Consider the following 25,685-nt stretch of genomic DNA (forward strand, 5'->3'; position numbering starts at 1 on the left):
CTGGCAATGCGCAACACAAATAGTATGAAAAAAATGGTTCGATCGGCACTGGCGGCAGCCTTGTTCCTGGGCACACAGTGGGCCGCCGCGACCGTGGTCACCGGCACTATCGTCAAGTTCGCGGACGGCGTGGGTGACAACCCCGGTGGCGCATTCAACGGATCGGTGATTTCGGGCGCGTCGGGCACCTGGAACAACTCCTTCCAAAGCTTTTGCCTGGAGTACAACGAACACATCAGCCTGGGCAACACGCCTTACCGCGTGGCCAGCGTGACCAACCACACCGTCAATGCAGCCGGTGCCTATGGCACTTACAACGGCAGCGAGCCCGGCCATACGTCCACGCAAGACCCCATCAGTGCCAGCACCGCGTGGCTGTTTACCCAGTTCTTCACGACCAACCTCTCCAACACCTCCATCTGGGGCAATTACAACCAGGCCGTGAAAAACACGGCCGTGCAGCAGGCCATCTGGTCGCTGGAGGGCGAGTCCTTCGGCACCATGAGCAGCCTTGCCACACAGTACAAGAACATGGCCAATGCGGCGGTGAACTCCGGCGCCTGGAGCGGCATCGGCAATGTGCGGGTGCTGAACCTGTACAGCCAGGACAGCCACGGCCACTACACGGTGAATGCCCAGGACCAGTTGTACATGGTGGCCACCGTGCCCGAGCCGGAGACCTATGCGCTGATGCTGGCCGGTCTGGCGCTGGTGGGCGGTGTGGCACGCCGCCGTCGCAACAAGGCCCAAACTGCCTGAATGATCGAAGGGCATGCAGGCAAATAGCCGTCTAGCCCTCGTCAATACTACGCAATACGCTATATAAACAGTAGCAACCTGCTTGGCTAAGCGCCCAGCAACGCCGCACGCCAGGCGGCCAGCTTGGTTGCAAACGGCACCGCATGCGCGGGACTGGTGGACGGCAGGCGCACATAGTCCACCCCCTTCACGGACAGGCCCGGCAGCACATGCCGGGTAAAGCTGTTGTGCGCCTCGGTGCCGTTGAAGCACACGCGGGTGATGCCAGTGTGCTCGACAAAGAATGCCGCGAAATCATTGGGCACGCGCGTGCCGGCCTGGATGGCGCTGTCCAGGCTGCCCGGCCGCACACAGCTCTGCAGCACGTCCCACACCGCAAAGCCCGCACTGGTCAGCGCGTCCACCCGATCGGCATAGGGTGCCGCGGCATCAAACCCGGCGATGCGGGCCACGATGGGCCAGAAGTGGTTGCGTGGATGCGCATAGTACTGCTGCGCCGTGAGCGATGCCACACCCGGCATGCTGCCCAGCACCAACACCTTGGCATGGGGTCGTGCCAACGGGGGGAAGCTGGTGACCAGGGTCATGCCGCAGAAGCGATTGCTGCGAGGAGGGCGGCCTCGGCCTCAGGGGTCAAGGCCACAGTAGACCGGGCCGCGGCACCCGCCGCTTGCGCCCAGGCCAGCGTGTCGCGCGCAGTCTCCACCCACGGGCGGGTGCGCAGCCCGCCATCTGCCGCACGCTGGCTGCTGGCCAACAACATGCCGCCGTAGTCTGCGTCGGACTCGGGAATCCACAGCGGCAAGCCCGTCCACATCGCGACCTTGGCATCCACCAGGCGGGCATCGTCACGCCACTGCAACTCAACAGCACCGTTGCCGCCGGCTTGCTGGCAGGCCTGCAGCAGTTCGGCCATGCTGCCCGAGGGCCCTACGCCATGCAGGACGCCGGGCTTGCCTTGCAAACCCAACTGCACACACCACTGGGCCAGGTCGCGTGCGTCAATGAACTGCACCGGCCGCTCAGGCCGCCCGGGTGCCAGCACCTGGCCGCCACGGGCCATGCGCAGCGGCCAGTAGGTGAAGCGACCGGTGGGGTCGTAAGGCCCGACGATGAGCCCAGGCCGCAAGATGGACACCCGTCCCGGCAGGGCAGCCAGGATCACCTCTTCGGCCCGGGCCTTGGCGCCGCCATAGCCTTCGGTAGCTTCTGTGACCGGCGCGGCTTCGTCGTAGGCCTGGCCCGACGCGAACCGGGCATAGACCGAGATCGTCGACACAAACACATAGTGGCCCACCCGGTCGCCCAGCGCGTCGGCCGAGCGCTGCAACTGCGCCGGTGTGTAGCCGCTGCAATCGACCACTGTGTCGAAATGGCGCCCCTGCAGCGCGCTGAGATCGCCGTCGCGGTCGCCGCGCAAGTGCTCCACCGGATGCGCGAACTGGGCCTCACGCGTGCCCCGGTTGAGCAGCGTGACCTCGCAACCCGCGGCCAGCGCGGCGTCCACCACATGGCGCCCCAGGAACACCGTGCCGCCCAGTACCAATAATTTCTTTGCCATTGCCGTCTTCGCTCAGAGGGGTTCAAACACCTGAGCATAATCGGCAGCCTACGTTCCAACCCAGCCCCATGCGCGCCCTGATCGATTTCGCCGCCATCCAGGCCCCTAATCCCCCGCACGACAGCGGGCCTCTGCCGCGCAAAGCCCTGCCTCCCGGCTCGGGCGCGGTGCGCGTGGCATTTGGGGAGCCGGTTGAGGTGCTGGTGGCGCATACGCTGGACCAGGTCAAGGCCGTATTGCAGGCGGTGCAAGAGCGGTCTTTGCAGGGAAAGTGGTGCGTGGGCTATGTGCGCTACGAGGCCGCCCCCGCCTTCGACGCCGCTCTGGCCGTGCACCCATCCACCGGGCCGCTGGCCTGGTTTGGCGTGCACGATGCGCCGCTACCATCGGCCGACCGGGCCCCCTCCCCGCCATCGGCGGACGGCACCCGCCGCGCCAGCTGGCAGCCCGGCATCACCCGCACAAGGTTCGATGCCGCCCTGGACCGCCTGCACCAAGCTATATCCGACGGTGAGATCTACCAGGCCAATCTCACAGCGCGCAACCAAGGCCAGTTGCACGTGCCGCCCTGGGAGCTATTCACCGCGATGCGCCAGGCCCAGCCGGGCGGCTTTGCCGCCTATATCGACACGGGTGACGAGCAGGTGCTGTCGGTCTCGCCCGAGCTGTTCTTTGACTGGCATGAAGGTCACGTCACCACCCGCCCGATGAAGGGCACGGCACCCCGCGGCCGCACGCCCGACGAAGACGCTGCGCTGGCCGAAGGCTTGCGCACATCGCCCAAAGAGCGGGCCGAGAACGTGATGATCGTGGACCTGATACGCAATGACCTGTCGCGCCTTGCCAAACCTTATTCGGTGACGGTGGATGGCCTGTGCCGCGTGCAGGCCTTGTCCACCGTGTGGCAAATGGTCAGCGACGTGCATGCCGATGCCCGAGACGGCACCACGCTGGTCGATGTATTCAGCGCGCTGTTCCCCTGCGGTTCCGTCACCGGTGCGCCCAAGGTGCAGGCGATGCGCCTGATACGCGAACTGGAGGACACGGACCGCGCCGTCTACTGCGGGGCGGTGGGCGTGGTGCGGCCTGGCGGCAGCGCCACCTTCAATGTGCCGATCCGCACCGTGCTGGCCCAGGGCAGCCACCTGCGCACCGGCACGGGCAGCGCCATCACCTTCGACGCCGAGGCAGGTGGCGAATGGCAGGAGTGGCGGCACAAGCAGGCCTATCTGACCCGCGCCAGCCAGTCTTTCGAACTGCTGGAAACACTGGCACTGCACGACGGTTTGCTGCAGCACCTGGACGCCCACTTGGCACGCATGGCGGCTTCGGCAGCACATTTTGGTTTTCCATGGCAAGTGCACACCGTGCAAAAAGCGCTAGCCACGCTCTGTCAACAGAACTCCAGTGGCGCTTGGCGCGTGCGCCTGCTGCTGGATGCGGCGGGCACACCAAGGGCGGAGGCCCATGCCCTGCCCGCCACGCCCTGCGCCGTGCGCCTGCAACTGGCTGGCCGCCCTCTACCGCAGGCCCGCAGCGAGTTTGTGCGCCACAAGACCACGCGCCGCGCCCACTACGAGCCGTTTGCGCCCACGGACACCGCTGTATTCGACACGGTGTTGTGGAACACGCAGGGAGAAATCACCGAATGCACCCGCGGCAATATCGCCCTGCTGCTGGATGGTCGCTGGGTCACGCCGGCAGCAAGCTGCGGCCTGTTGCCCGGCGTGGGGCGCGCCCATTGGCTGGCACAAGGGCGTGTAATGGAGGCCGTGCTGCACCTGAATGACCTGCACCGGGTAGAGGCCATGGCCTTCATCAACAGCCTGCGCGGCTGGGTGGATGCCGTGTGGAATGTGCCACTGGTTCTGCCATTGCCGTCTAGTTGGGACGACGGTGAACACGGCGCCCTGCAACCTGGCTAGGAGCCTGGGCGGCGGAGCGTTCTGCGCAGGTAAAAGGGGGAGCCCGCGCAGCGGGCGGAGGACACGGAGCAGAACGCTCCGCCGCCCAGGCTCCTAGCCAGTTCACTCAAGCAAAAAACCTGCTAGCCCTCGTCAATACTGCACAAGCAGCTATTCAAACAATAGCAAATCAAACACTGGGAGCAATCCGCATCGGTATCGTCACTGGCCCGTCATTCACCAGGCTCACCTGCATGTCGGCTGCAAAGATACCGGTCTGCACCACACCGTGGGAACGCCGTGCAGCCTCCACAAAACCTTCGTACAGACGCCTGCCATCGTCCGGCGCAGCGGCTCCGGTAAAGCTGGGCCGGTTGCCGCCACTCACGTCCGCCGCCAGCGTGAACTGGCTGACGATCAGCAGGCCGCCTGCGGTGCCGGCGCCGTCCATGTCCTGCACACTCAAATTCATCTTGCCATTGGCGTCGCTGAAGATGCGCAGCTTCAAGATCTTGGCCAGCAGCTTGTCGCCCTGGGCCTGCGTGTCCCCCTGCTCGGCGCAGACCAGCACCAGCAGACCCGGGCCGATTTCGCCCACGGTCTGGCCATCCACATCGACGCGGGCCGAACGGACCCGTTGCAGCACGGCGATCATGGGTGCAGGAACCAGTCCAGCAGACGCTTGGTGTTGGCGGGGTTGCGCTGCAAGGCGCCATGGCCTTGCGCCGGGTCTTCGATGGCGAACGCGATGCTGCCACCCCGCTCTTTGATCCACACGGCGGTGCGGCGCATGGCGGGGCAGCCGTCACGGGCCGGGTTGGAATCCTGGTCGCCACAGGCCGTCACCCACTGCGTGCCGGCATAGGGCGTAGCGCCGAATGCGCCGCGCGTGACCATCTGGGTGGGCGGGTAGTCCAGCGAGGCGCCGCCGGAGCTGGGCACAAAGCTGGAGAAATACTGCTGGCCTCTGGCCCGGTCCAGCGCCGCTACCGCATAAAGATTGGCCGCGCCCCGGCTGAAGCCGTGCAACAGGGCGCTGTTCTTGGGCACTTTCAGATCGGCCAGCAGGCGGTCGATTTCGCGGTAGATGTCCTGCGGCGTGTAGTAGTCCTGCGTGGCATCGCCGCTGCCCAGCCACCACTGCAGCACGACCAGCCCCACGTCGCGCCCCTGCAGGTGCGGGTACCAGACGGCCAGGTCGCGCGTGGCGTAGCCGCCGGTGCCGGGCAGCGAGACGATCCACTTGGCCGGTGGTTGTGCCGGGTTGGCCATCCACACCAGCGCGTAGCTGCGGCCATCGCTGGTGGGGCGGTAGCTGGGGTGCAGGGCCTCCACCTGGGTGTGGCCGGGTTGGGACTGGGCCTGCTTCAGCAGCGCCAGGCTGGCGGCGGGCCAATCCTGCTGTGCGCTTGCGCTGGCGGCAGCCAGGGCTAGTAGCGTGGCAGCAATGCAATTCTTCAAGAGCTGCCTCCTACCCATGTGGTTTTATAAAATAGGCCGCTAGCCCTCATGAAATATATGCAATCCGCTAGCAAAACAATAGCAACTATGCCAAAGTCACGCGCGCAAACTTGCGCTTGCCGACCTGCAGCACATAGGTTCCAGCAGCCAGTTTCAGGCCCTTGTCGCTGACCACATTGGAGTCCACCCGCACGCCGCCGCCGTCGATCAGGCGGTTGCCTTCACCGCTGCTGGCAGCCAGGTTGGCCATCTTCAGCAAAGCCGCAATGCCCAGGGCCGCGCCGCCCTCGCCCAGCGGCAGGCTGATTTCAGCAATCTCATCCGGCACGCCGCCCTTGCTGCGGTTGATGAAGTCCTGCTCGGCCGCGTCGGCCGCGGCTGCGCTGTGGAAGCGGGCTGTGATTTCCTTGGCCAACGCGACCTTGGCGTCCTTGGGGTTGCGCCCGGCATCGACCTCGGCCTTCAGCGCGGCAATCTCGACCTCGGGCTTGAAGCTCAACAGCGTGTACCACTTCCACATCAGCACGTCGGAAATGCTCAGCACCTTGGCGAACATGGTGTTGGGTTCTTCGGTGACGCCGATGTAGTTGTTCTTGCTCTTGGACATTTTCTCTACGCCGTCCAGGCCTTCGAGCAAAGGCATAGTGAGTATGCACTGCGGCTCCTGGCCGTATTCGGCCTGCAGCGTTCGGCCCATCAGCAGGTTGAATTTCTGGTCGGTGCCGCCCAACTCCAGGTCGCTGTGCAGCGCCACGCTGTCATAGCCCTGCATCAACGGGTACAGGAATTCGTGCACGGCGATCGGGGTGCCGGCCTTGAAGCGGTCGTGGAAGTCGTTGCGCTCCATCATGCGGGCCACGGTATAGCGGCTGGCCAGCTGGATCATGCCGCGGGCGCCTAGCGGGTCGCTCCATTCGCTGTTGTAGCGCAGCTCGGTCTTGGCGGGGTCCAGTATCTTGTCCGCCTGGGCGCGGTAGGTTTCGGCGTTGAGCTTGATCTGCTCGGCGGTCAGCGGCGGGCGGGTGCTGTTGCGGCCGGACGGGTCGCCAATCATGCTGGTGAAGTCGCCGATCAAGAAGATCACCGTGTGGCCCAGATCTTGCAACTGGCGCATCTTGTTCAGCACCACGGTATGGCCGATGTGGATGTCAGGCGCAGTGGGGTCCAGCCCCAGCTTGATGCGCAGCGGTTTGCCGGTGGCCTCGGATTTGGCGAGTTTTTTGACCCATTCGTCCTGCGGCAGCAGCTCATCCACGCCGCGCAGGGTCACCGCCAGAGCCTCACGGACACGGTCGCTTACAACTAACTGGGGGCTTGAGGCTTGATTCATAAGGGTTTTTATCGATGTGTCTGTGCGGTAGACCGCTATACTGCGACCTTCCTCCTGCAATCGCGCTGGATGGTTGGCGACCCGATTTTAGTCGCGCCCAGCTTGCAGTTTCGGGGTGTAGTGCCGCACGGGCTCACCCCCAATCCATGGAGTCAGAATTTTGATACAACGCCTGCTACAGGCCGCTGAGGGCTCTTTGGCCCGCGCTGCCCGTCTCGTCCACAGCCATCCCCAGCAACTCAGCATCGCCGTCGCAGCATTCTTGTTGTGCGGTGCCGGTGCCACCTACGCGGTAGCCTCCTTGGCGCCCGATGCTGCAAACTTGCCCGTACGCACCATTGTCGAAGATGTGCAGCCCTTGCCCATGCTGGGTCAGTTGGACGCCCTGCAAACCCAGGCCATGCGCCTGTACCGCTCGGACGCCACCCGCTCGTCCGACACGGCCGAAACCCTGCTCAAGCGTCTGGGCATCTATGACCCCCAGGCCGCCGCCTTCATCCGCTCCGACACCGTCGTCCAGCAAACCTTGATGGGCCGCGCCGGGCGCAATGTCACCGTGGAAGCCAGCGAAGGCAACACGCTGCTCAAGCTCAGCGCCCGCTGGAGCCCGGAAGATGACGGCATGTTCAAGCGCCTGACAGTCGAAAAGACCGCAGCCGGCTTTCAGTCCAAGCTGGAAACCCTACCCATGACTGCGTCCTCGCGTCTGGCCGGCGGCACCATCAGCACGTCGCTGTTTGCCGCAACCGATGACGCTCGCATTCCGGACACCATCGCCATCCAGCTGGCCGAGATCTTCGCGGGCGACATCGACTTCCACCGCGCGCTGCGCAAGGGCGACCGTTTTGCCGTGACCTATGAAACCCTGGAAGGCGATGGCGAACCCATGCGCGCCGGCCGCGTGCTGAGCGCCGAATTCGTCAATGCCGGCAAGAGCTTCCAGGCCATGTGGTTCCAGGAACCCGTGGCCAGTGGCAGCGCTGCCGCGTCTACTGCCAGCCACACGCTGACCAAGGGTGGCTACTACACGCTGGCCGGCGAAAGCCTGCGCCGCGCCTTCCTGGCGTCGCCGATGGAGTTCTCGCGCGTGACCAGCGGCTTCAAGATGCGCTTCCACCCCATTCTGCAAACCTGGCGCGCCCACCTGGGCGTGGACTATGCTGCCCCCATCGGCACCCCGGTGCGCAGTGTGGGTGACGGTGTGGTCGAATTCGCCGGCACCCAAAACGGTTTCGGCAATGTGGTCATGGTCAAGCACCGCAACAACAATGTGACGGTCTATGCCCACCTGAGCCGCATCAATGTGCGCACTGGCCAGAGCGTCAGCCAAGCCCAGAACGTGGGTGCCGTCGGCCAGACCGGCTGGGCCACCGGCCCGCACCTGCACTTCGAATTCCGCGTCAACGGCGCCCACAAGGACCCGCTGACGATTGCCAAGCAGAGCGAATCCGTGCCGGTCGCTGCTTCGGCCCGCACCGCATTCAACCAGGCCGCCGCTCAGGTACGCACGCAATTGGCCGCCGCGGCCAATATGCAAGTGGGTAACGCGCAGTAAGCGACCACTACGGGCCTCAAACTTGTCGGGTTTGTACATAGGCCTGATGTCGGGCACCTCGCTGGATGGGGTGGACGCCGTGCTGGTGGATTTCGATGGTCCGCAGCCCCGCGTGCTGGGGCACTCCAGTGCACCCATGCCAGAGGCCCTCAAGGCCGAACTACTGGCCCTGAACGGCTCCACCGACAACGAACTGCACCGCGCGGCGCTGGCCGCCAACGGCTTGGTGCGCTTGTACGCCAGCCAAGTGACGGCTCTGCTGGCGCAATGCGATGTCAAGGCCGAGGCGGTGAAAGCCATAGGCGCTCACGGCCAGACCGTGCGCCACCGGCCGCAGGAATTTGACGGCACCGGCTACACGCTGCAGCTCAACAACCCCGCCCTGCTAGCGGAGCTGTGCGGCATCAACGTCGTGGCCGATTTCCGCAGCCGCGATGTAGCCGCCGGCGGCCAGGGCGCGCCGCTCGTGCCGCCCTTTCACCGGGCCTTCTTCGGCAAGCCGGACCAGGCGCTTGCGGTGCTCAATATTGGCGGTATTTCCAATATCACCGTGCTGGACCCTGCCGCCAAAGACGTGTTGGGTTTCGATTGTGGCCCCGGCAATGCGCTGATGGACGCCTGGTGCCTGACCCACACCAGCCAAGCTTTTGACGATGGCGGCCGCTGGGGTGCCCAGGGCCAGGTCCACGCTGGTTTGCTGACTCGGCTGCTGGAGGAGCCTTTCTTTGCCAAACCCCCGCCCAAAAGCACGGGCCGAGATTTGTTCAATGGCCCTTGGTTGGTCGGCAAACTGGTTGGCTTTGAGAGCCTGGCGCCGCAGGATGTGCAAGCCACACTGACGGAACTGACCGCGCTGTGCTGCGCCCGCAGCCTGCTGGCCACCAGCCCCAACTGCAACACCCTGGTGGTCTGTGGTGGCGGCGCGCTGAACGGGCATTTGATGGCACGTTTGCAGGTAGCCCTGCCCGGCTGTCGGGTCGCCTCGTCGGCCGAGTTGGGCTTGCCACCCCTACAGGTGGAGGCAGCCGCCTTCGCCTGGCTGGCCCGCCAAACGATGGAAGGCAAAACGTCCAGCCTGAAAAGCGTTACGGGCGCTCAAGGCGCCCGCATACTGGGTGGGATCTACCCGGCCTGACCGGATAGGTTTTTCAGCCGCTTAAGCCGAAAACGAAGACCCGCAACCGCAGGTCGTCGTGGCATTCGGGTTCTTGATGACGAACTGGGCACCTTGCAGGTCTTCCTTGTAGTCGATCTCGGCGCCCACCAGGTACTGGTAGCTCATCGCGTCGATCAACAGCGATACGCCGTTCTTGCTCATGATGGTGTCGTCTTCATTGGTGATTTCATCGAATGTGAAACCGTATTGGAAGCCGGAGCACCCGCCACCCTGCACAAACACGCGCAGTTTCAGGTCAGGATTGCCCTCTTCGGCGATCAGGTCAGCCACCTTGGCGGCCGCGCTGTCGGTGAACAGGATGGGCGCGGGCATTTCGGTGGGGGTGGTTTCGGCTAGGGCTACGGCACTCATGGGTGGACTCCGGTCAAATCAGTATTCAGGGGTTGCGGCGAATAGTACAGCAATTCGCTCGGGAATTCTTTTACTGGTTATTTGCCGCCAGCTTCAGTGTGGGCTTTTCCCCGTCCACCAACAGCAAAGGGCGCAATTGGCCGGTGATCAAGGCTCCCTGGTGCATTTCCAGGGCGGCATATTCCACATCGCCCTCGATGCGGGCCTTGGGCTGCAGTTCCAGCATCTTGCGGGCGTGGATAGGGCCCTTCACGCTGCCATTGATGATGATGTGGTCGGCGACCACCTCGCCGGTGATGCTGGCGATCTCCGAAATCACCAGAATACTGGCGACGTCTTCACCCGCGCGGATGTTGCCGGTGATGCAACCATCCACCCGCAGGCCATCGGTGAACGTGATGTTGCCAACGATCTCGCTGCCTTCGGCAATCAGGCTCTTGATGGGGGGCTGCTTTTTCTTGTTGAACATACGGCTATCCTCGGTAAAGAAAATTACAACTTGATGGATTGCGTTGCCTTGACAACCGCGCCGTCCATCACCTTGGCAGACATGCCCTTCACAACGACCTGGGCGGGAATGTCAAACGTGCCCTCCATGCGGCCGTACTGCTTGACCTTGATAGCAGGGGAGTCACCCGTCAGCGTGGTTGTCCAGGGCTTGCCGTCCAAGAACCCGGAGAAAGAGACCTCCAGCCGGCCATTGAACTCGGCCGGGTTCTTGCCCGACTGGATCACCAGCACCTGCCATTTTAACTTGTTGCCATTTTGCAGATCCGCCTGCAGGCTGCGTATGGCCAATCCGTCGCCACCCGCGGCCGGTATCAGTTTTTCAAAAAATCCTAGGTCATCACGCAGCGTGCGGTTGTCGGCTTCCAGTTGTTTGAGCTGGGCCAGCAGGCTTTCGTGCGAAGCCTTCTCGGCGGTGACCAAGGTGTCTGCGGTGTTGGCAATGGACTGCGCATGGTCGCGCTCCTGCCGGATCTTAGCCAACTCGGCCCGCGTTTCGACCAACTCGGTGCGCAGGCGCAGCATCTCTTCCTTGGAGCCCTTTTCAAGCCCGGCAATGTCCTTGCCAAACTCGAAGGCCCACAGGCCGATGGCCGCACAAAAGCCCAACACGATGGCGAGGATGGCCCAACGGAAAGGCCATGGCATGGCGCTGCGCACCGACATGCGCGGAGCACTGATAGTGAGGCGGCGGCGTAGGAGTTTGAATCGCATGGAGCGCGAAGTCTAGCAGTGCCATGTAAAACGGCCGCAAGGGTTTGCACCCTGGCGACCGCTCGATTTGCAACGGAGTGTTGCAGTGACGTGCGTCGATTAACGCTTGGAGAACTGCTTGCGACGGCGAGCGCCGTGGAAGCCGACCTTCTTACGTTCGACTTCGCGCGCATCACGCGTCACGAAGCCAGCTTGGCTCAGTGTTGGCTTGAGCGTTGCGTCGTAGTCGATCAGGGCACGGGTGATACCGTGGCGCACTGCACCGGCCTGGCCGGACTCACCGCCGCCAGCGACGTTGACCATGATGTCAAACGTTTCAGCGTGGTTGGTCAACAGCAGGGGCTGCTTGCAGATCATGATGGAAGTGCCGCGACCGAAGAACTTGGAGATGTCCTTGCCGTTCACGACGATTTGGCCGGAGCCTTTTTTCAGAAACACGCGGGCGACGCTGGATTTGCGACGGCCGGTGCCATTGTTCCATTCACCGATCATTTGGCGGCCTCACGTTTCACTGCTGCGGGAGAAATACCGGGGATGTCCAGAACCTTGGGCTGTTGGGCTGTGTGGGGGTGCTCAGCACCGCCGTAGACCTTCAGCTTCTTGATCATGGCGTAACCCAGGGGGCCCTTGGGCAGCATGCCCTTGACGGCTTTTTCCAAAGCGCGGCCGGGGAACTTGCCTTGCATGTCACGGAAGTTGGTGGACGAGATGCCGCCGGGGTAACCCGAATGGCGGTAGTACACCTTGTCCAGCGACTTGGCGCCGGTGACGCGCAGCTGGGCTGCATTGGTGACGATGATGAAATCGCCGGTATCAACGTGAGGCGTGTAGGTGGCCTTGTGTTTGCCGCGCAAACGGAGAGCAACTTCGCTGGCTACTCGTCCGAGGACCTTGTCGGTCGCGTCAATCACAAACCACTCGTGCACGACCTCAGCGGGTTTTGCGCTGAAAGTAGACATGAGAATTTCCTAAAAGGAGTTGGTTTGGCGGGCTCTTTTCCACGGTCGGCGTTCCTCTGATGGGAATCTCTTAGGTGGGGATACTCGGCGCGCGGTCGCGAGACGTTGCTCAGAGTGCTTCGCCGCGGAGCCACAAAATCGCTGCGAAGCCCATGATTATAAGACGTTTTGCCAAAAACTGCCAGTTTTTCAGGCAGGCCACCGTAGGGGTGGAAACCGTCGTCGCAGCAACCACTACCAAAACCGTAGCACTAAACGCAGCACCGGTGAGGGCTGGATGCCATTTACACCAAGCACACACCAGCCCGCATCCGGGGCGGTTACCATCCAGGCATGTTCAGTTACCGCCACGCCTTTCACGCCGGAAATCACGCCGACGTTCTCAAACACAGCATTTTGCTGGCCATTTTGCGGCACATGGTGCAAAAAGAGGCTGCGCTAACGGTGTTCGACACCCATGCCGGCGCCGGGCTCTACCGCCTGGACGGCGACTACGCCCAGACCAGCGCCGAAGCGGCCGAAGGCTATTTGAAGCTGGTGGCCGGCAAGCCCACGCAACCCCTGGCCCCGCTGCTGCAGGACTATGTGGACCTGGTGGCCGGTTTCAACAAAGCCGGCAGCCACAAGGTCTATCCCGGTTCACCCTTCATCATCCATCGCATCCTGCAAGAAGAAGCGCGCGACCGCGACAAGCTCAAGCTGTTTGAACTGCACCCCACCGACACCAAGACACTGACCGCCAATGTGGCGCAGCTGGAAGCCGGGCGCCAGATCGCCATCCTGCGCGAAGACGGCTTTGAGGGCGTCAAAAAATTCCTGCCCCCGCCCTCGCGCCGCGCCCTGCTGCTGTGCGACCCCAGCTACGAGCTCAAGACCGACTACGGCCGTGTCGTCGACATGGTGGCCGATGCGCTGGTGCGGTTTGCAACCGGCACCTATGCCGTCTGGTACCCCATCATCCCGCGCCCCGAAGCCCACGACCTGCCCAAGAAGCTCAAGACGCTGGCCAACAAGGCTGGCAAGAGTTGGCTGGGCGCCACGCTGACCGTCAAGTCCAGCAAGTTGTTGCAGGATGACGCGGGTGAAGTGATACGCCCGGGCCTGCCCGCCAGCGGCATGTTCATCATCAACCCGCCGCACACGCTGAAGGCCGGTCTGCAAAAAGCCCTGCCCCAGATGGTGGAGTTGCTTCCGCAGGACGCCAACGCTGCGTTCACGCTCGAATCGGGCGGCTGAAGGGGGCTGGCCGGCCATGCGCGTCTTTCACGATGCATTGGCGATCTTCCGCATGGAGGCCCTGCTGTTTCGGCGCTTCCCCAAGCTCAAGGTATCGGCGCTGGGGGTGATCATCATCCCGGCGTTGTACGCGCTGATCTACCTGTCCAGCGTGACGGATCCCAGCGCCCACACGGGCGACCTGAAAGCAGCGCTGGTGAATCTGGACCAGGGCCTGAACTACCGCGGCCAGGACGTCAATGTGGGCAAGGCGGTAGCCACCTCCATCCAGGAAAAGCGCACCTTCGGGTTTGTAGCCTACACCGACGAAGAGGCAGCCAAGCTGGACGTGCGCCGGGGGCGCCTGGCCTTCGCCTTGATCATCCCCAAGGACTTCAGCGCCAATGCCGTCCCTGGCCAAGAGGCTGCCGGCGGTCGCCTGGTGATGTACGTGTCCGAAGGCAACAACTACAACGGGGCCAACATCGCCAAACGCTTTGCGTCCGAGCTGGGCCACCAGGTCAATATCAACCTGAATGAGAACCGCTGGTCCTTGGTGCTAACCACCGTGACCGGCTCGCGCGACAAGCTGGCCGAACTGCGCCGCGGCGTTGCCGCCCTGAACGAAGGCGCCATCAAGTTGGACGCAGGGCTGACCAAGGCCGAAGCCGGCTCCAAGACACTGGCCAACGGAACGGACGGACTGGGTACCGCCGTCGTGCAGCTCACTGACGGGGTCAAACAATTGGGCGCGGGCCTGCGCACCATGGACCAGCAGCGCCCATCCGCACAAGACCTGGCCGCACTCAAGGCCGGTCCCTCCGAATTGCTGGCGGGGCACGCCACGCTGGCCCACGGCCTGCAAGAGCTGCACGAGGGCGCGCAGGAACTGGCCGATGGCAGCGCCAAGATGCGTGACGAGACCAAGGGCATTCCGCTGGTCGGCACCCGCATATCCGAGGGCGCTGCCCAACTCACTGCTGGCGCGACCCAGCTCACCGCTGGCCTGGAGGCGGCTCGCATCGGCCAGACCCGCCTGAACTACGGAACGGTGCGGCTCAACACCGGCATCGGCAAACTGACCGATGGCGTGACCGCCATGGGCAATGGCATACACACAGCGGCCAGCAAAGTGCCTGCCGACAGCAAGCTCGACGAGCTGGCCAGCGCCAGCCGCAGCGTGGGCTCCGGCGCGCAAGATCTGCGCAATGGCTTGGGCCAGTTGAAGACCGGCGCCAAGGAGTTGGCCTCTGGCCTCAAGCTGCTGAACCATTCCCTACCAGGCGACGTACGGGCGCCCGATGGCAGCCCGCGCGGCCTGGCCGACTCGGTGGAGCCCGTGGTGGAGATCGTGGCCCCGGTGCCCAACAACGGCGCGGGCTTTGCACCCAACTTTCTGGCCACCTCGCTGTGGCTGGGCGCGGTGATGTCGGCGTTCTTGTTCCACTTGCGCCGCCTGCCGGAGGCCGCAGCCGCCACATCACGGCCAGCGCGGCTGTTGGGCAAGCTGGGCATACTGAGCGCCCTGGTCGTGGCGCAGGCCATGGTCATCATGCTGATGTCCTTGTTCCTGCTGGAGCTGCAGGTGGCGCGCCTGGGGGCCTTCGCTCTGACCCTGGTGCTGAGCTCGCTGACTTTTCTAACGCTGATCGTGGCCATCACCCGCGCCTTTGGTGACGCCGGCAAGGCCGCCGTGCTGTTGCTGATGGTGCTGCAGTTGTCATCCGCCGGTGGTGTGTTGCCGGTGGAGCTGTCGGGCGGCATCTACCAGACCGTGAGCCCCTGGCTGCCGTTCACCTGGGTCATCAAAGCCCTGCGCGCCAGCATGTTTGACGCCTTTGACGGCGACTGGCTCAGCGCCTGGCGGGTCCTGGCCTTGATCGGAGGCGTGGCTTGGCTGGCCGCTTGCTTTATCGGCCGCTGGCAATTTGTCAGCCAGGCCGAACACCGGCCGGCGATGGAGTTTGAAGGGGTTTAGATTTCGTCACTGCCACCAATTGCGTCGAGCAGCAGAGCTGGGGTGAGCGACATAGTGAGGTAAAGGAGGAGGCCGAAGGCCGGGGGACACGAACGACGGCGCTTACCCCAGTTCTGCTGCGGCCCGTGTCGGGGCGCGCAGAGCTAGCCCGTCAACCCCAGCCGCTCGCAGAGGGCGATCGTCGCCACGCTCTGGTTCATCGTGTAGAAGTGCAAAGCGGGAGCACCACCGGCGCGCAATTGCTCGCACAGACTGGTCACCACATCCAGGCCAAATGCCTTGATGGACGCGGTGTCGTCACCAAAGCTCTGCAAGCGCAGGCGTATCCAGCGCGGAATCTCGGCGCCACAGGCATCCGAAAAGCGCATCAATTGGGTAGAACTGGTAATGGGCATGATGCCGGGCACCACCGGCACGTTCAGCCCCATCGCCGCCACATCATCGACAAACCGGAAGTAGGCATCCGGGTTGTAGAAATACTGGGTGATGGACGAGTTGGCGCCGGCCTTCACCTTGGCCGCAAAGGCCTGCAGGTCCGCCTCGGGGGAGCGGGCCTGGGGATGGATTTCGGGGTAGGCCGCGACCTCGATGAAAAAGTCGTCACCGGTCTCGGCGCGGATGAAGGCCACCAGTTCGCTGGCGTAGTGGAACTCACCACCGGCGCCATAGCCACTGGGCAAGTCGCCGCGCAGGGCCACCAGGCGCTTGACGCCCATGGCTTTCAACGTGGCCAACTGAGCACGCACCGTGTCGCGTGTGGCGCCTATGCACGAGAAGTGCGAGGCAGCGCCGACACCTTCGGCCAGGATTTCAGAGACCGCGTTGAAGGTTCCATCTTGCGTGGAGCCGCCGGCCCCAAAGGTTACCGAGCAGAACTCGGGCTTCAGCGCATACAACTGCTGGCGCACGGTGCGCAGCTTGGCCACGCCTTCAGGCGTCTTCGGTGGAAAGAATTCCACGCTGAGGGGAATGCGAGATATGTCGGACATGGGTTAGTTCTTCTTCGCGCAGATAAAAAACTCGCGGTTACCATCGCCACCGGCTATCGGCGAATCGAACCACGCGGTCACGGTCAGGCCCAGTTCGGCACAGGCCTCGCGCAGGCGCTGCTCGACGATGGGGTACATCGCGTCATCCTTGACGATGCCACCCTTACCCACCTGTCCAGGCTGCAACTCAAACTGCGGCTTGACCAGGGTCAGCAGCGTGCCGCCCGCCTTCAGGAAGGGCACAACCGCCGGCAGCACCAAGGTCTGCGAGATGAAGGACAAATCGCCCACCAGCACGTCAAACTCCGGCATAAACGGCTCTGCGTCTTCGGCCTCTGGATCAAACTGGCCGCCAGCCCCCGTGTAATTGACACAGGCCGCTTCGAAATCTGTAGCAACCAAGGAGCGGGCGTTGACACCCTCCACACACAACACACGGCCGTCTTCGCGGATGCGCGGGTGCAACTGGGCACTGCCCACATCCACTCCCACGACCAGGCGCGCGCCATGTTGCAGCAGGCAATCGGTGAAGCCGCCGGTGGACTGGCCCACGTCCAGGCAAGCCAAGCCATCGACCGACAGGCCCACCTGCTTGAGCGCCGCCTCCAGCTTCAGGCCGCCACGGGATACGTAGCGGGCCTCGGAGTCGTCGAGCAAGCGAATCTCGGCGTTCTCCGGCACTTCGTCACCGTTCTTGGCCACGCGCTTCCACGCCTCGCCGTGCAGCCATTCCACACCATCGGCAATCAGGCGCTGGGCCTGCGACCGGGTAGTGGCCAGGCCACGTTGGACGAGTAGTTGGTCAATGCGCATAATTTTCCAGTTGTTGCACCGCGAGCCCTCCCCTTACCAGGGATACCGCCGAACCGGCTTTGCCGGGCGGCTGGTATCGCCCCCTTGAGGGGGAGGCGCCGCAGGCGCTTCGGGGGTGTTCAATACCTGTAAGTGTTTTTCTTGTACGGACCAGCCTTGTCGACGCCGATGTAGGCGGCCTGCTCGGTGGTCAGTTCGGTCAGCATGGCGCCAACCTTCTTCAGGTGCAGGCGGGCCACCTTTTCGTCCAGGTGCTTGGGCAACACGTACACCTTACCGGCCTTGTATTCCTTGGGTTTGGTGAACAGTTCGATCTGGGCGATGGTCTGGTTCGCAAAGCTGGACGACATTACAAAGCTGGGGTGGCCCGTGCCACAACCCAGGTTCACCAGGCGGCCCTTGGCCAGCAGGATGATGCGCTTTTCGGCCTTGCCGTTCTTGCCCTTGGTGGCTGGGAAGATCACGTGGTCGACCTGGGGCTTGATCTCTTCCCACTTGCACTTGGCCAGCGAGGCGACGTCGATTTCGTTGTCGAAGTGGCCGATGTTGCAGACGATGGCCTGGTCCTTCATCGCGTCCATGTGTTTGTAGGTGATGACGTTCTTGTTGCCGGTGGTGGTCACGAAGATGTCAGCCTTGTCGGCGGCGTATTCCATGGTCACGACCTTGTAGCCTTCCATCGCGGCCTGCAGCGCGTTGATGGGGTCGATCTCGGTCACCCACACTTGGGCGCTCAGTGCGCGCAGGGCCTGGGCGGAACCCTTGCCCACGTCACCGTAGCCGGCCACCAGGGCGACCTTGCCGGCGATCATCACGTCGGTGGCGCGCTTGATGCCGTCCACCAGCGATTCGCGGCAGCCGTACAGGTTGTCGAACTTGCTCTTGGTCACCGAGTCGTTGACATTGATGGCGCGCAGGGCCAGCGTGCCCTTGGCGGACATTTCTTCCAGGCGCATCACGCCGGTGGTGGTCTCTTCGGTCACGCCGATGATGTTCTTCAGGCGGCGGCTGTACCAGGTGGGGTCCACCTTGAGCTTGGCCTTGATGCTGTTGAACAGGCAGGTCTCTTCTTCGCTGCCGGGCTTGGCCAGGACCTTGATGTCCTTCTCGGCGCGGGCGCCCAGGTGCATCAACAACGTGGCGTCGCCACCGTCGTCCAGGATCATGTTGGGGCCTTCGGCGGCGGTGCCCTTCTTGCCGTTGAATTCGAAAATGCGGTGGGTGTAGTCCCAGTACTCGTCCAGAGTCTCACCCTTGTGGGCAAACACGGGGGTGCCGGTGGCGGCAATCGCGGCGGCAGCGTGGTCCTGGGTAGAGAAGATGTTGCAAGAAGCCCAGCGCACGTCGGCGCCGAGGGCCTTCAGCGTTTCGATCAGCACGCCGGTCTGGATGGTCATGTGCAGCGAACCGGTGATGCGCGCGCCCTTGAGCGGCTTGGACTTGGCGAACTCTTCGCGGATGGCCATCAGACCGGGCATTTCGGTCTCGGCGATGGTCAGCTCCTTGCGACCCCAGGGGGCCAGGCTCAGGTCGGCGATCTTGTAGTCAGGGGTCTTGGAAACGGGTTTCAGTGCGCTCATGGTTTGCTCCAAAAAATAGTGGGGCCATTGGACTGCGCACAAACCGGGTATAGGCTCACCGCACAGACCAGTGGGTGAGCGCCGTTGACTTGCGTTGCCTTTTGTGGAGGCAACGTGTTCCGAGCCTCGCTCGCCGCCTGCGTCTGTTTCAGACCAGGGTTTCGAGCTGCAACGCTCCTCGGAAGTGGCCGATTATACGGAGCTATCAGCAGGCACGCCAAATAGCCCGCCTCCGATGTCACCTGCGTGGCTGACCCCGACACAATCAGGCCAGACACTGTGGGCAACCAACAGGAGTGCTTGTACATGGACATCCGAAACAAAGTCGCCATCGTCACCGGTGGCGCCAGCGGCATTGGCCGCAGCATCGCCCGCCGCTTCGCCGCAGACGGCGCACGCGCCGTGGTCGTGGCAGATCTCAACCTGGAACGCGCCCAGGCCGTCGCCGATGAGTTTGGGGGCCTGGCCGTGCGCTGCGATGTGAGCCAGGAGGCCGACATCCAGGCCCTGGTGGCGACCACACGCCAACACTATGGCCAAGTGGATGCCTTCATCTCCAACGCCGGCATCCTGGGCCGCATGGGCGGGCTGGATCTGGAAGACGCGTTGTGGAACAGCATGTGGAACATCCACGGCATGGCCCATGTGTGGGCGGCCCGCGCCGTGGTACCCGAGATGGTGGCACGGGGCGAGGGCTTCTTTCTGGTCACCGCATCAGCGGCCGGGCTGCTGACGATTGTGGAATCTGCACCCTATGCCGTGACCAAACACGCCGCCGTGGCCTTTGCCGAATGGCTGCGCATTGCCTATGGCCGCAAGGGCGTGCAGGTGGCCTGCCTATGCCCGCAGTCGGTGCAGACCGATATGACGGCCGGCACCGACGGTGGCTCGGCAGCGGTCAACGGCATCCTGGAGCCCGAAGCCGTGGCGCAAGAAGTGGTGGCAACCATGGACAACGGCAAATTCCTCGTGCTGCCCCATCCCGAAGTGGCGCAGTACTTCCGCAACAAGGGCCAGGACTACGAACGCTGGATCGGTGGCATGCAGAAGATGTACGCGCTGCACACCCAGGCCTAGGCAGCCCACTCCGGGTGCGCCGTGTCAGGCTGGTCGCCATCGCGTAAGCTTGGGTTTTGGCGCTGGCGCCATCACCCCTTACACGACGTTTCAATATGACACTTTCTGCACGCACCAAAGCCCTGATTCTCGGTCTCTCCGTGATGCTGTTCAGCCTGAGCGGCTGGGCCAAAGACGCACCACCACCCGGCGTGGCCAACCCGGCACAGGCCTTGGCGCAAATCAGCGCCCAGGCCAAGGGCTTCACGGTCGGGTCCGCGGCCAGCGCCAACACGGTGTACGTGATGTTCGACGCCCAATGCCCCCACTGCGGCCATCTGTGGCAAACCGTGCAACCGCTACTGGGCAAGACCCAATTTGTGTGGATTCCCGTTGCCATACTGAACCCCAAGAGCGGCCCGCAGGGCGCAGCGCTACTGGGCGCATCCAACCCCGAACAAGCCATGACCGCCCACGAGACGTCCTTGGCCACGGGCAAGGGCGGCGTCATCACCATGGGCAGCATGTCGCCCGCCATGGCGGCCGCTATCAAGGGCAATACCGACATCTTCAACCAGCTCAAGATTGAGTCGGTGCCCTTCATCCTGACCAAGAACGTGCGCACCGGCGAGCTGGTCAGCACGCTGGGTGCATTGGAAACCAAGGCCCTGGCCGACTTCATCGGGGTGGATGCCAACTGAGGAAAGCCCGGCAAAAGGGCCTTCCCCTTAAAATCACGCCCTTTGCCTCTGCCGCTGCTCGCAGCCACCTGCTTCCATGACTTTTCTTGCCGAGACCAAGCGTCGCCGCACCTTTGCCATCATTTCCCACCCGGACGCCGGCAAGACCACGCTGACCGAAAAGCTGCTGCTGTTCTCGGGTGCGATCCAGATCGCGGGCTCGGTCAAGGCCCGCAAGGCCAGCCGCCATGCCACGTCGGACTGGATGGAGATTGAAAAGCAGCGGGGCATCTCGGTCGCATCCAGCGTGATGCAAATGGCCTACCGCGACCATGTGGTCAACCTGCTGGACACCCCCGGCCACAAGGACTTCTCGGAAGACACCTACCGCGTGCTGACGGCCGTGGATTCGGCCTTGATGGTGATTGACGCGGCCAACGGTGTGGAATCACAGACCCGCCGCCTGATCGAGGTGTGCCGCCAGCGCGATACCCCCATCATCACCTTCGTCAACAAGATGGACCGCGAGGTGCGCGACCCGCTGGACATCCTCGACGAAATCGAGCGCGAACTGGGCATGCCCTGCGTGCCCATGACCTGGCCCGTGGGCCAGGGCAAATCGTTCGGCGGCATCATCAACCTGCGCACCCGCGGCATGACGGTGTTCGAGTCCGGCTCCGAGCGCCGCCCGCAGGACTTTGAAACCATCCCCGTCACCGACACCGAGACACTGACCAAGCGCTTTGGCTTCGAGATCGATGCCGCGTTCGAGAGCATGGAACTGGCCACCGGCGCATCGCCCGAGTGGGACCACGAAGCCTTTCTGGCCGGCAAGCAGACGCCCGTGTTCTTTGGCTCGGGCGTCAATAACTTCGGTGTGATGGAGGTGCTGGACGCCCTGGTGGAGCTGGCCCCCAGCCCCAAGAGCCGCACCAGCAGCGTGCTGGTCAACAAGCAACCCGTGGTGAAAGAGGTGCAGCCCGAGGACGAAGCCTTCAGCGGCGTGGTCTTCAAGGTGCAGGCCAATATGGACGCCAACCACCGCGACCGCATTGCCTTCGTGCGCATGGCATCAGGCAAGTACACGCCAGGCATGAAGCTCAAGGTCATGCGCACCGCCAAGGAGCTGCGCCCCACCTCCGTGGTCACCTTCATGAGCCAGCGCCGCGAGGCGGTGGACGAAGCCTTCGCCGGCGACATCGTGGGCTTTACGACCCATGGCGGCGTGCAGCTGGGCGACACCATCACCGACGGCAGCGTCAACCTGCTCTACACCGGCCTGCCCTTCTTCGCACCCGAGATGTTCATGACCGTGGTGCTGAAGAACCCACTGCGCACCAAGCAACTGCAGCAGGGCCTGGCCCAGCTGGGCGAGGAAGGCGCGATCCAGGTCTTCAAGCCCGAGATGGGCGGCAATATGCTCTTGGGCGCCGTCGGCCAGCTGCAGTTTGAAGTGGTGCAGCACCGCCTGAAGGCCGAATACGATGCCGATATCCGCCTGGAGGGCTGCCAGTACACCGGCGCGCGCTGGATCACCGCCGATTCGCCCAAGGAGCTGCAGGAGTTCATCAACGCCTACCCGCAGCGCATGGCCAAGGACGCGGCCGACACGCTGGCCTACCTGTGCACCAGCCCGTACGACGTGCGCCTGGCGCAGGAACGCTTCCCCAAGATCCACTTCCATCCGCTGCGCGAGCACGCCGGCTTGGCGCTGCAGTCGGCGGGCTGATACGGCCCGTCAGCGGGCTACTGGTACTGCCAGTTATTGGGGTTGTCGTCCGGCGCCCGGCACAAGGCGAGACCCACCGCCGAGACGGAGCCGCTGAAGCAGATAAAGATGGCCTGGTGGGTGGCCCACTGGGCATTGCAATGCTTCGTGAAGTTGGCCTTCAGGCGCCCTTTGCGGTGCTCGGCGGCCATCTTCAGCACGGCTGCGTTTTGGGCTTGGCCCTTATGCTCTATGACCAGTTCCCGCCACTCTTCAACCATGCTGTCGATCTTGTCCGCCGCGCGCTTGCAGGTGAAGGCCTGGTCACCCCGGGTTTGTGCAACTACCGGCGGAGCCCATGCCATCAGGGACAAGGCCATGGAGATCAGCAGGGTCTGAAAGACTAGAGGACGCACACGAATCTCCTGGAACATGGATGGCGCCGGCGCCGATACACTTGCACTCCCGCCACAGCATACCAACACGTGACCATGCGCCCCCTGCATCTTTGGCCAGCCAGTGAACGCAGCAAGATTGCCGGCGTATTCACCGACATCGATGACACGCTGACCACCGACGGGGCCATCACGCCAGACGCCCTGCAGGCCATGGCGCAACTCAAGGCCGCGGGGCTGACGGTCATTGCCATCACGGGCCGCCCCGTGGGCTGGTGCGAACCCTTTGCCGCCACCTGGCCCGTGGATGCCATCGTTGCCGAGAACGGTGCCGTAGCCCTGGTTCGCGACAAGCCACTTGAAGAAAATAGCCTGAAGCCCTCGTCGAGTGGACCTGTAGCGCTATCAAAACTATACCAACAGACCGCAGGCACCCGCGCCACCAACCAGGCGCGCATGCAGCAGATCGGCGCGCGGGTGATGTTCGAAGTGCCCGGCGTGTTCATCACCCGCGACGGCGCCGGCCGCGAGACCGATCTGGCCTTTGACTACCACGAGCACGCCCGCCTGCCCCCCGCCACAGTGCAGCGCGTCGTGAACCTGCTGCAGGGCTTTGGCATGCACACCACCGTCAGCAGCATCCACATCCACGGCTGCTTTGGCGACTTCAACAAGTGGCAGGGCGCCAACTGGATCGTCCGCGAGCTGCTGCAGCGCGACCTCGCGCAAGAGCTGGACCACTGGGTATTTGTCGGCGACTCGGGAAACGACCAAGCCATGTTTGAACACTTCACGCACAGCGCGGGTGTGGCCAATATTCGCCGTTTTGAAGCCCAACTGACGCACTTGCCACGCTATATCACGCCCAGTGAACGTGGGGCGGGGTTTGCGGAAGTGGCCGCAGCGATTGTTGACGTCAACGCGCCCGCACCACCAGTTCGTCATACCCCGTAACCGCATCGGGCTCGCGGGTAAATGCCCAGTCCGGTAACAGGGCCAGCAGCACCTCGGCCGTAGTCCGCACGGTGCAGCCCAGCGCCACATGGCCGCCCAGCACCTGGCCGGTGGAAGTACCCAAAGCCATATGCAGGTGGGAGCTGGTATGGGCGCCATCACATGCCACCGTGCCCGATAGGCTGAGGATTTCCATGTCACCCGTCAGACATTCGGCCTGATCGGCCCCGGCAAACCGAAGGCCGGCAGCAGACAAGCTGCCAATGCCGGACAGCACGAAGGCAGCGCGGTAATCCTGACTCTGAACAACGGCCTCCAATGCCAAGCGCAGGTCTTGGCCGGGTTGCAGACGAATGGGCTGGGTTTTCATGGCAGCATCAATGCCGCTTGGAATCGGGCGCCGTGAATGGCAGTAGCAGCGTAAAGACCGTGCCGGTGCCGGGCGTGCTCTGCACCGACATGCGACCGCCCAGCGGGCCATAGACCATGTTGTGCGAAATGTGCAGGCCCAGGCCCGTGCCGCCCTGGCCCAATTTCGTGGTGAAGAAGGGGTCGAAAATCTTGCCCACGTTTTCGGGTGGAATGCCGACACCGTCATCCACCACGGTGATGCAGGCGCGTTCGCCCTGGCGGGCGCAGGTGATGGTGATGGTGCCGGCCCGTGTGCCATCAAAGCCATGCTTGAACGCGTTCATGACCAGATTTGTCAGCACCTGGCCCAGCGGGCCGGGGTAGCTGCGCATGGCGATGCCGGGCTCGAGCTGTTGCACCATCTTGATCGGTGTCTTGGCCAACACGTGGTTGATGACGGACAGCATCTCGGCAATCTGACGGTCCAAGTCAAAGTCGCGCAGCTGGTCTGTGGTCTGGTCCACAGCCACCTGTTTGAAGTTCTGGATCAGCTCGGCCGCGCGCCGCGAACTACTGAGCATCAGACCCGCACCCTCGTCAATCTGGCCCACCAGACTGGTCAGGGCATTGCGCGTGAGGCCCCCCGACGCCATGGACTGGGTCAAGGTCTGCGACACCTCTTGCTGTGTGCTGGCCACCATCATGATGTTGCCGATGGGGGTGTTGAGCTCGTGCGCCACGCCCGCCACCAGGCGGCCCAGCGCCGCCATCTTTTCGGCCTGGACCAGCCCCTCCTGGGCGTTCTCCATATTGGTCAGCGCGGCGCGGGCTTCTTCTTCGGATTCCTTGCCGGCCTCCAACTCATCGCCCAGGCGTTGGGTGATGGCGTTGATACTGCGCGTGATGTCGCCAAACTCGTCATCCGCCGTTTCCGGCAAGGCCACGATGTCGGCCGCCTGGTCGCGGCCGGCCGCATGGTCCAGCGCGCGCTGCAACTCGGCCACCCGCTTGAAGATCAGCCAATCCATGCCCACCCATACCACGGCCAGCAGGACCAGGCTCACGCCAATGAGCTGGGCCAGCGCCAGCCACAGCGTGGCATTGAGCGCCTCGCGCAGCGAAGCATCGGACCAGCCCACCAGAATGCGGCCCAATTGGTGGCCATCCACCGGCGGGATGTCCATGCTCAGGACTTCGGCATCGGCGGGCAGTGTGCCGCCCGCCACGGGCAGGGCTTGGCCGACCTGGGTCACGACCTTGCCGGCCTCGTCGACGACGGCTAGCCCCAACACCGAGCCCCCCATCTCGGAACTGAGCGCCGCATTGAGCCCCTTGAGATCGAAATTCCACAGCGACATGGCAGTCGGCTGGCCCAGGTGGCGCTGCACCTGGGTCCACAACTCGGTGCGCTGGGCGTGCAGGCGTTGCTCGGTCATCCAGTAACTGCCGGCCGCAAAGCCGCCCATCAGCAGCGTGGAGGCCACCAGTGCGATGACCGCCAGCGTGGCCTTGGCCGACTTGGGCTTCCAGTTGTGCAAGAGTCGTAGCATCAACCCGCCCGCGGTGGCAGGACCCGCAGGCTCGCTGGCGGCGGGGTGCGTGTCTTCGGGCAAGCCAAAACTGCCTGAGCGTTGCACCACAGCGGCTTGGCCATACGGATCTCCAGATTTGAGAGGGTCGCGCACGCA

General features: G+C 63.7%; 26 protein-coding genes and 1 riboswitch. Of the genes, 10 read left to right on the plus strand and 16 right to left on the minus strand.

Translation table 11 applies throughout. The annotated features are described in order from the left end of the window. The first annotated feature begins 24 nt into the window (after positions 1 to 24). Complete coding sequence (locus tag AC07OO_RS12535; RefSeq protein ID WP_495082441.1) at positions 25 to 759, plus strand: PEP-CTERM sorting domain-containing protein; 735 nt, start codon at positions 25 to 27, stop codon at positions 757 to 759. An 86-nt stretch (positions 760 to 845) separates the two neighbouring features. Here AC07OO_RS12535 and AC07OO_RS12540 read toward each other — a convergent pair whose 3' ends face one another. Both AC07OO_RS12540 and AC07OO_RS12545 read right to left on the minus strand, forming a co-directional pair. Then, positions 846 to 1,346: a DNA-deoxyinosine glycosylase gene (locus AC07OO_RS12540; RefSeq protein ID WP_495082442.1), complete on the minus strand. Its 501-nt coding sequence runs from the start codon at positions 1,344 to 1,346 to the stop codon at positions 846 to 848. After that, complete coding sequence (locus tag AC07OO_RS12545; protein ID WP_495082443.1) at positions 1,343 to 2,320, minus strand: NAD-dependent epimerase/dehydratase family protein; 978 nt, start codon at positions 2,318 to 2,320, stop codon at positions 1,343 to 1,345. Before AC07OO_RS12545 ends, AC07OO_RS12540 begins: the two co-directional genes overlap by 4 nt. Before the next feature lie 68 nt (positions 2,321 to 2,388). Here AC07OO_RS12545 and pabB point away from each other — a divergent pair, with 68 nt between their 5' ends. Further along, positions 2,389 to 4,245, plus strand: a complete 1,857-nt coding sequence (gene pabB, locus AC07OO_RS12550; RefSeq protein ID WP_495082444.1) for an aminodeoxychorismate synthase component I — start codon at positions 2,389 to 2,391, stop codon at positions 4,243 to 4,245. Positions 4,246 to 4,414: 169 nt separating this feature from the next. Here pabB and dtd read toward each other — a convergent pair whose 3' ends face one another. The 3 genes from dtd to tyrS form a co-directional block, all read right to left on the minus strand. After that, on the minus strand, positions 4,415 to 4,879 hold the full coding sequence (gene dtd / locus AC07OO_RS12555) for a D-aminoacyl-tRNA deacylase (protein ID WP_495082445.1): 465 nt from the start codon (positions 4,877 to 4,879) through the stop codon (positions 4,415 to 4,417). After that, a complete protein-coding gene (locus AC07OO_RS12560) occupies positions 4,876 to 5,685 on the minus strand; it encodes a hypothetical protein (RefSeq protein WP_495082446.1) in 810 nt (269 codons plus the stop codon). Before AC07OO_RS12560 ends, dtd begins: the two co-directional genes overlap by 4 nt. 85 nt (positions 5,686 to 5,770) lie before the next feature. After that, positions 5,771 to 7,015, minus strand: coding sequence for a tyrosine--tRNA ligase (tyrS, locus tag AC07OO_RS12565; protein WP_495082447.1), 1,245 nt, complete (start codon positions 7,013 to 7,015; stop codon positions 5,771 to 5,773). A gap of 160 nt (positions 7,016 to 7,175) precedes the next feature. Between tyrS and AC07OO_RS12570 the strand changes: the two genes are divergently transcribed. Together AC07OO_RS12570 and AC07OO_RS12575 are read left to right on the plus strand one after the other, a co-directional pair. After that, positions 7,176 to 8,570, plus strand: a complete 1,395-nt coding sequence (locus tag AC07OO_RS12570; protein ID WP_495082448.1) for a M23 family metallopeptidase — start codon at positions 7,176 to 7,178, stop codon at positions 8,568 to 8,570. Between the two features lie 22 nt (positions 8,571 to 8,592). Next, positions 8,593 to 9,705 carry an anhydro-N-acetylmuramic acid kinase gene (locus AC07OO_RS12575; protein ID WP_495082449.1) on the plus strand — a complete coding sequence of 371 codons (1,113 nt, stop codon included), beginning with the start codon at positions 8,593 to 8,595 and terminating at the stop codon, positions 9,703 to 9,705. A gap of 21 nt (positions 9,706 to 9,726) precedes the next feature. Here the strand turns inward: AC07OO_RS12575 and erpA are convergent, their stop codons facing one another. The 5 genes from erpA to rplM all read right to left on the minus strand — a co-directional run bounded on the left by erpA (position 9,727) and on the right by rplM (position 12,278). Continuing rightward, positions 9,727 to 10,098: an iron-sulfur cluster insertion protein ErpA gene (gene erpA, locus AC07OO_RS12580; protein WP_495082450.1), complete on the minus strand. Its 372-nt coding sequence runs from the start codon at positions 10,096 to 10,098 to the stop codon at positions 9,727 to 9,729. Positions 10,099 to 10,168: 70 nt separating this feature from the next. Then, the gene (locus AC07OO_RS12585) at positions 10,169 to 10,567 is read right to left on the minus strand and encodes a bactofilin family protein (RefSeq protein ID WP_495082451.1); all 399 of its coding nucleotides are present in this window, start codon (positions 10,565 to 10,567) and stop codon (positions 10,169 to 10,171) included. Between the two features lie 23 nt (positions 10,568 to 10,590). Then, positions 10,591 to 11,319 carry a DUF6776 family protein gene (locus tag AC07OO_RS12590; protein WP_495082452.1) on the minus strand — a complete coding sequence of 243 codons (729 nt, stop codon included), beginning with the start codon at positions 11,317 to 11,319 and terminating at the stop codon, positions 10,591 to 10,593. Between the two features lie 99 nt (positions 11,320 to 11,418). Then, positions 11,419 to 11,811, minus strand: a complete 393-nt coding sequence (gene rpsI, locus AC07OO_RS12595; RefSeq protein WP_209397630.1) for a 30S ribosomal protein S9 — start codon at positions 11,809 to 11,811, stop codon at positions 11,419 to 11,421. Continuing rightward, positions 11,808 to 12,278, minus strand: a complete 471-nt coding sequence (rplM, locus tag AC07OO_RS12600; protein ID WP_495082453.1) for a 50S ribosomal protein L13 — start codon at positions 12,276 to 12,278, stop codon at positions 11,808 to 11,810. Before rplM ends, rpsI begins: the two co-directional genes overlap by 4 nt. Positions 12,279 to 12,611: 333 nt before the next feature. Between rplM and AC07OO_RS12605 the strand changes: the two genes are divergently transcribed. Further along, positions 12,612 to 13,514 carry a 23S rRNA (adenine(2030)-N(6))-methyltransferase RlmJ gene (locus tag AC07OO_RS12605; protein WP_495082454.1) on the plus strand — a complete coding sequence of 301 codons (903 nt, stop codon included), beginning with the start codon at positions 12,612 to 12,614 and terminating at the stop codon, positions 13,512 to 13,514. Between the two features lie 16 nt (positions 13,515 to 13,530). Then, a complete protein-coding gene (locus AC07OO_RS12610) occupies positions 13,531 to 15,471 on the plus strand; it encodes a YhgE/Pip domain-containing protein (protein WP_495082455.1) in 1,941 nt (646 codons plus the stop codon). Between the two features lie 143 nt (positions 15,472 to 15,614). Here AC07OO_RS12610 and metF read toward each other — a convergent pair whose 3' ends face one another. From metF to ahcY, 3 genes are all read right to left on the minus strand, one after another. Further along, positions 15,615 to 16,460 carry a methylenetetrahydrofolate reductase [NAD(P)H] gene (metF, locus tag AC07OO_RS12615; protein WP_495082456.1) on the minus strand — a complete coding sequence of 282 codons (846 nt, stop codon included), beginning with the start codon at positions 16,458 to 16,460 and terminating at the stop codon, positions 15,615 to 15,617. A gap of 3 nt (positions 16,461 to 16,463) precedes the next feature. Beyond that, positions 16,464 to 17,273, minus strand: coding sequence for a TlyA family RNA methyltransferase (locus AC07OO_RS12620; RefSeq protein WP_495082457.1), 810 nt, complete (start codon positions 17,271 to 17,273; stop codon positions 16,464 to 16,466). A 119-nt stretch (positions 17,274 to 17,392) separates the two neighbouring features. After that, on the minus strand, positions 17,393 to 18,853 hold the full coding sequence (gene ahcY, locus AC07OO_RS12625) for an adenosylhomocysteinase (protein ID WP_495082458.1): 1,461 nt from the start codon (positions 18,851 to 18,853) through the stop codon (positions 17,393 to 17,395). Between the two features lie 69 nt (positions 18,854 to 18,922). Beyond that, positions 18,923 to 19,039, minus strand: a riboswitch (S-adenosyl-L-homocysteine riboswitch). Positions 19,040 to 19,159: 120 nt separating this feature from the next. On the opposite strand from ahcY, the gene AC07OO_RS12630 reads away from it, so the two are divergent. The 3 genes from AC07OO_RS12630 (at position 19,160) to AC07OO_RS12640 (ending at position 22,318) form a co-directional block, all read left to right on the plus strand. Beyond that, the gene (locus AC07OO_RS12630) at positions 19,160 to 19,930 is read left to right on the plus strand and encodes an SDR family oxidoreductase (RefSeq protein WP_495082459.1); all 771 of its coding nucleotides are present in this window, start codon (positions 19,160 to 19,162) and stop codon (positions 19,928 to 19,930) included. A 95-nt stretch (positions 19,931 to 20,025) separates the two neighbouring features. Beyond that, positions 20,026 to 20,610 (plus strand): DsbC family protein, encoded by a 585-nt coding sequence (locus AC07OO_RS12635; RefSeq protein WP_495082460.1) that lies wholly within the window; start codon positions 20,026 to 20,028, stop codon positions 20,608 to 20,610. 76 nt (positions 20,611 to 20,686) lie between these two features. Beyond that, on the plus strand, positions 20,687 to 22,318 hold the full coding sequence (locus tag AC07OO_RS12640) for a peptide chain release factor 3 (protein WP_495082461.1): 1,632 nt from the start codon (positions 20,687 to 20,689) through the stop codon (positions 22,316 to 22,318). Between the two features lie 17 nt (positions 22,319 to 22,335). Here AC07OO_RS12640 and AC07OO_RS12645 read toward each other — a convergent pair whose 3' ends face one another. Beyond that, the gene (locus tag AC07OO_RS12645) at positions 22,336 to 22,713 is read right to left on the minus strand and encodes a hypothetical protein (RefSeq protein ID WP_495082462.1); all 378 of its coding nucleotides are present in this window, start codon (positions 22,711 to 22,713) and stop codon (positions 22,336 to 22,338) included. A gap of 75 nt (positions 22,714 to 22,788) precedes the next feature. On the opposite strand from AC07OO_RS12645, the gene AC07OO_RS12650 reads away from it, so the two are divergent. Continuing rightward, entirely contained in the window at positions 22,789 to 23,646 is an 858-nt protein-coding gene (locus tag AC07OO_RS12650) for an HAD family hydrolase (RefSeq protein ID WP_495083343.1), read from the plus strand. Here the strand turns inward: AC07OO_RS12650 and AC07OO_RS12655 are convergent. Beyond that, positions 23,609 to 24,016 (minus strand): PPC domain-containing DNA-binding protein, encoded by a 408-nt coding sequence (locus tag AC07OO_RS12655; protein ID WP_495082463.1) that lies wholly within the window; start codon positions 24,014 to 24,016, stop codon positions 23,609 to 23,611. The genes AC07OO_RS12650 and AC07OO_RS12655 overlap by 38 nt on opposite strands. 7 nt (positions 24,017 to 24,023) lie before the next feature. Beyond that, a complete protein-coding gene (locus AC07OO_RS12660; RefSeq protein ID WP_495082464.1) occupies positions 24,024 to 25,682 on the minus strand; it encodes a sensor histidine kinase in 1,659 nt (552 codons plus the stop codon). Positions 25,683 to 25,685: the final 3 nt, after the last annotated feature.

The sequence above is a fragment of the Rhodoferax sp. GW821-FHT07G04 genome (genome assembly GCF_059418585.1).